The 5570-nt window shown below is 51.8% G+C and carries 2 rRNA genes; both read left to right on the forward strand.

Annotated elements, in window-relative coordinates:
• The first annotated feature begins 518 nt into the window (after positions 1-518).
• Positions 519-2048: ribosomal RNA gene (locus HF984_RS11180) — 16S ribosomal RNA — on the forward strand.
• A gap of 360 nt (positions 2049-2408) precedes the next feature.
• Positions 2409-5505: ribosomal RNA gene (locus HF984_RS11185) — 23S ribosomal RNA — on the forward strand.
• The 16S and 23S rRNA genes sit together here, the layout of an rRNA operon.
• The last annotated feature ends 65 nt before the right edge of the window (positions 5506-5570 follow it).

Below are 5570 nucleotides of genomic sequence, written 5' to 3' on the forward strand. Positions count from 1 at the left end.
TGTGCGTATAGTTGTATGAGTCGTCGCGGCGAGGGAGTGGGTAAAGCTCCTAGTCAGACGGTGGTTTTGAGAAGTTTATAGGGTTGTTGTTGCTGGTTTGTGACGGTGTGTTGGTCCTGTTGTGGTTGATGTGTTGGTAGCAAACAGTGTGGCGCGGATCATATGGATTCGGGTTGCATGGCGGTGATGATCCTGGTAAGCTAGACGAGTTGCCTGCGAGAGCGGGTGACATGATAACAGAATTGACTGCTCAACACGAGCAAGACTCACCGAGCGTGGGGTTGTGGTTGTTGAGGTGGTTTGTTGCTTGAGAACTCAATAGTGTGCTTTGTTTATAAAGAACTTTATGTGATACCAAATTATTTATTTATATTTTGATAACTTTGGTTTTCATAATTGACAGCTATGATCATCGCTCTTTGTCTCACCATTAAGCACGGTGAGTGCACCCGCCTCGTGGGTGTAAGTGATGGTTTGTTTTATTTTGAGCTATAACAGTTATCATTCTTTTTTGTTTTTCAACGGAGAGTTTGATTCTGGCTCAGGACGAACGCTGGCGGCGTGCTTAACACATGCAAGTCGAACGATGAAGACCGGTGCTTGCACTGGTTGGATTAGTGGCGAACGGGTGAGTAATACGTGAGTAACCTGCCTTTGACTCTGGGATAAGCCTTGGAAACGAGGTCTAATACCGGATATGACACAGTTTCGCATGAAATCTGTGTGGAAAGGGTTTGTACTGGTTTTAGATGGGCTCACGGCCTATCAGCTTGTTGGTGAGGTAATGGCTCACCAAGGCGACGACGGGTAGCCGGCCTGAGAGGGTGACCGGCCACACTGGGACTGAGACACGGCCCAGACTCCTACGGGAGGCAGCAGTGGGGAATATTGCACAATGGGCGCAAGCCTGATGCAGCGACGCCGCGTGAGGGATGACGGCCTTCGGGTTGTAAACCTCTTTCAGCAGGGGAGAAGCGAAAGTGACGGTACCTGCAGAAGAAGCGCCGGCTAACTACGTGCCAGCAGCCGCGGTAATACGTAGGGCGCGAGCGTTGTCCGGAATTATTGGGCGTAAAGAGCTTGTAGGCGGTTTGTCGCGTCTGCTGTGAAAGCCCGGGGCTTAACTCCGGGTTTGCAGTGGGTACGGGCTAACTAGAGTGCAGTAGGGGAGACTGGAATTCCTGGTGTAGCGGTGGAATGCGCAGATATCAGGAGGAACACCGATGGCGAAGGCAGGTCTCTGGGCTGTAACTGACGCTGAGAAGCGAAAGCATGGGGAGCGAACAGGATTAGATACCCTGGTAGTCCATGCCGTAAACGTTGGGCACTAGGTGTGGGGGACATTCCACGTTTTCCGCGCCGTAGCTAACGCATTAAGTGCCCCGCCTGGGGAGTACGGCCGCAAGGCTAAAACTCAAAGAAATTGACGGGGGCCCGCACAAGCGGCGGAGCATGCGGATTAATTCGATGCAACGCGAAGAACCTTACCAAGGCTTGACATATACTGGACTCCCCTAGAGATAGGGTTTCCCTTCGGGGCTGGTATACAGGTGGTGCATGGTTGTCGTCAGCTCGTGTCGTGAGATGTTGGGTTAAGTCCCGCAACGAGCGCAACCCTCGTTCTATGTTGCCAGCACGTGATGGTGGGGACTCATAGGAGACTGCCGGGGTCAACTCGGAGGAAGGTGGGGATGACGTCAAATCATCATGCCCCTTATGTCTTGGGCTTCACGCATGCTACAATGGCCGGTACAAAGGGTTGCGATACTGTGAGGTTGAGCTAATCCCAAAAAGCCGGTCTCAGTTCGGATTGGGGTCTGCAACTCGACCCCATGAAGTCGGAGTCGCTAGTAATCGCAGATCAGCAACGCTGCGGTGAATACGTTCCCGGGCCTTGTACACACCGCCCGTCAAGTCACGAAAGTTGGTAACACCCGAAGCCGATGGCCTAACCTTTTTGGAGGGAGTCGTCGAAGGTGGGACTGGCGATTGGGACTAAGTCGTAACAAGGTAGCCGTACCGGAAGGTGCGGCTGGATCACCTCCTTTCTAAGGAGCACAACATTTTGGTTGGCCTAGTTTGTTCACGAGTGTTGGACACTGGGTTTGCTCATGGGTGGAATATTGCATTTAGTTTTTTGGCGTCGCGTTGTGGTGGCGTAGCGGAGCATACTGTTGGGTTTTGGGGTAGCAAATCGTTTGGTTTGTTTATCCTGTTGTTTGCCTGGCGCGTGATGATGAATGATCGTTGGTGGTTGTTTTGAGTTGTGTGTGTGGGTTGTTGTTTGAGAACTGTATAGTGGACGCGAGCATCTTCTGGAAACTGTGAGCGAATGATTTTTATTGTTTGTTTCGTGTTTTCATGATTTTGTAACAACTTAGATTTTATTCTTTGATTATTTGTGTGTTTTGTAAGTCATTAAGGGCACACGGTGGATGCCTTGGCATCAGGAGCCGATGAAGGACGTGTGAATCTGCGATAAGCCTCGGGGAGTCGATAACAGGACGTTGATTCGAGGATTTCCGAATGGGGAAACCTGGCTAGTAGTGATATTAGTTACCACCAGTTGAATGTATAGGCTGGTTGGGGGGAACGCGGGGAAGTGAAACATCTCAGTACCTGCTGGAAGAGAAAATAAAGTAATGATTCTGTGAGTAGTGGCGAGCGAAAGCGGATGAGGCTAAACCTGTGGTGTGTGATAGCGGTTAGGCGTTGCATCATGGGGGTTGTGGGAGTTACCGTTGCAGTTCTAACTGGCTGCTGTTGTGATGTTGTGTTGGATAGGGGAACGTCTTGGGATGGACGGCCGGAGAGGGTGAGAGTCCCGTACCTGAAATTTGGCACGCCGCATGTGTGACCACCCGAGTAGCACGGAGCTCGTGGAATTTCGTGTGAATCTGCCAGGACCACCTGGTAAGTCTAAATACTTCCTGATGACCGATAGCGGATCAGTACCGTGAGGGAATGGTGAAAAGTACCCCGGGAGGGGAGTGAAATAGTACCTGAAACCGTGTGCTTACAAGCCGTTGGAGCCTTTTGGGGTGACAGCGTGCCTTTTGAAGAATGAGCCTGCGAGTTAGTGTTCTGTCGCGAGGTTAACCCGTGTGGGGTAGCCGTAGCGAAAGCGAGTCTGAATAGGGCGTTTGAGTGGCAGGATCTAGACCCGAAGCGGAGTGATCTATCCATGGCCAGGTTGAAGCTACGGTAAGACGTGGTGGAGGACCGAACCCACTTCAGTTGAAAATGGAGGGGATGAGCTGTGGATAGGGGTGAAAGGCCAATCAAACTCTGTGATAGCTGGTTCTCCCCGAAATGCATTTAGGTGCAGCGTTACATGTTTCTTGCTGGAGGTAGAGCTACTGGATGGCCGATGGGCCCCACAGGGTTACTGACGTCAGCCAAACTCCGAATGCCGGTAAGTGAGAGTGTAGCAGTGAGACAGTGGGGGATAAGCTTCATTGTCGAGAGGGAAACAGCCCAGACCATCAACTAAGGTCCCTAAGCGTGTGCTAAGTGGGAAAGGATGTGGAGTTGCTTAGACAACCAGGAGGTTGGCTTAGAAGCAGCCACCCTTGAAAGAGTGCGTAATAGCTCACTGGTCAAGTGATTCTGCGCCGATAATGTAGCGGGGCTCAAGTACACCACCGAAGTTATGGCAATGTACGTTTTGTATGTTGGGTAGGGGAGCGTCGTGTATCCGGTGAAGCTGCGGTGTAAACCAGTGGTGGAGGGTATGCGAGTGAGAATGCAGGCATGAGTAGCGAATCACGGGTGAGAAACCCGTGCGCCGGATGATCAAGGGTTCCAGGGTCAAGCTAATCTGCCCTGGGTTAGTCGGGGCCTAAGGCGAGGCCGACAGGCGTAGTCGATGGATAACGGGTTGATATTCCCGTACCGACGAAGAACCGTCCATACCAAGACTTTGATGCTAACCATGCGAAGCGGTTTGTAACCTCTTGTTTTTCAAGGGGAGCTTACCGTGGGTTGTGGGATCCGATTTGTGGCGGTAAGCGTATTAACAGGTGTGACGCAGGAAGGTAGCCAAGCCACGCGATGGTTGTCGTGGTCTAAGCATGTAGGGTATCGGTTTGTTAAATGCGGCCGTGTTTGCCTGAGATGTGATGGGACCCCGTTTGTGGGGGATTTGGTGATCCTATGCTGTCGAGAAAAGCATCGGCGTGAGGTTCTAGTTGCCCGTACCCTAAACCGACACAGGTGATCAGGTAGAGAATACTAAGGCGATCGAGAGAATCATGGTTAAGGAACTCGGCAAAATGCCCCCGTAACTTCGGGAGAAGGGGGACCTTGAGCGTGAAGGGCACTTGCTGCTTGGAGCGTGTATGGGTCGCAGAGACCAGGGGGAAGCGACTGTTTATCAAAAACACAGGTCCGTGCGAAGTCGTAAGACGATGTATACGGACTGACTCCTGCCCGGTGCTGGAAGGTTAAGAGGATTGGTTAGCATTTATGTGCGAAGCTGAGAATTTAAGCCCCAGTAAACGGCGGTGGTAACTATAACCATCCTAAGGTAGCGAAATTCCTTGTCGGGTAAGTTCCGACCTGCACGAATGGAGTAACGACTTCCCTACTGTCTCAACCATGAACTCGGCGAAATTGCAGTACGAGTAAAGATGCTCGTTACGCGCAGCAGGACGGAAAGACCCCGTGACCTTTACTATAGTTTGGTATTGGCGTTCGGTGTGGCTTGTGTAGGATAGGTGGGAGATGTTGAAGCGGGCACGCTAGTGTTTGTGGAGTCGTTGTTGAAATACCACTCTGGTCATTCTGGATGTCTAACTTCGGGCCATGATCTGGTTCAGGGACAGTGCCTGATGGGTAGTTTAACTGGGGCGGTTGCCTCCTAAAGAGTAACGGAGGCGCCCAAAGGTTCCCTCAGCCTGGTTGGCAATCAGGTGTTGAGTGTAAGTGCACAAGGGAGCTTGACTGTGAGACTGGCAGGTCGAGCAGGGACGAAAGTCGGGACTAGTGATCCGGCGGTACATTGTGGAATGGCCGTCGCTCAACGGATAAAAGGTACCTCGGGGATAACAGGCTGATCTTGCCCAAGAGTCCATATCGACGGCATGGTTTGGCACCTCGATGTCGGCTCGTCGCATCCTGGGGCTGGAGTTGGTCCCAAGGGTTGGGCTGTTCGCCCATTAAAGCGGTACGCGAGCTGGGTTCAGAACGTCGTGAGACAGTTCGGTCCCTATCCGCTGCGTGCGTTGGAAATTTGAGAAAGGCTGTCCTTAGTACGAGAGGACCGGGACGGACGAACCTCTGGTATGTCAGTTGTACCGCCAGGTGCATGGCTGATTGGCTACGTTCGGGAGGGATAACCGCTGAAAGCATCTAAGCGGGAAGCCTGTTTCGAGATGAGATTTCCTGGCAGTGTTGTGCTGTGTGAGACTCCCTATAGATGATGGGGTTGATAGGCCAGGTATGGAAGCGCCGACTGAAGAGGTGTGGAGTTGACTGGTACTAATAGGTCGAAGGCTTACTTTTCAATCATTTTTTGGTGGTTGGTGTGAATAGTTGTTTGGTTGTTGTTGCGTCCACTATGCGGTTTT

The organism is Rothia terrae, assembly GCF_012396615.1.
Lineage (GTDB): Bacteria > Actinomycetota > Actinomycetes > Actinomycetales > Micrococcaceae > Rothia > Rothia terrae.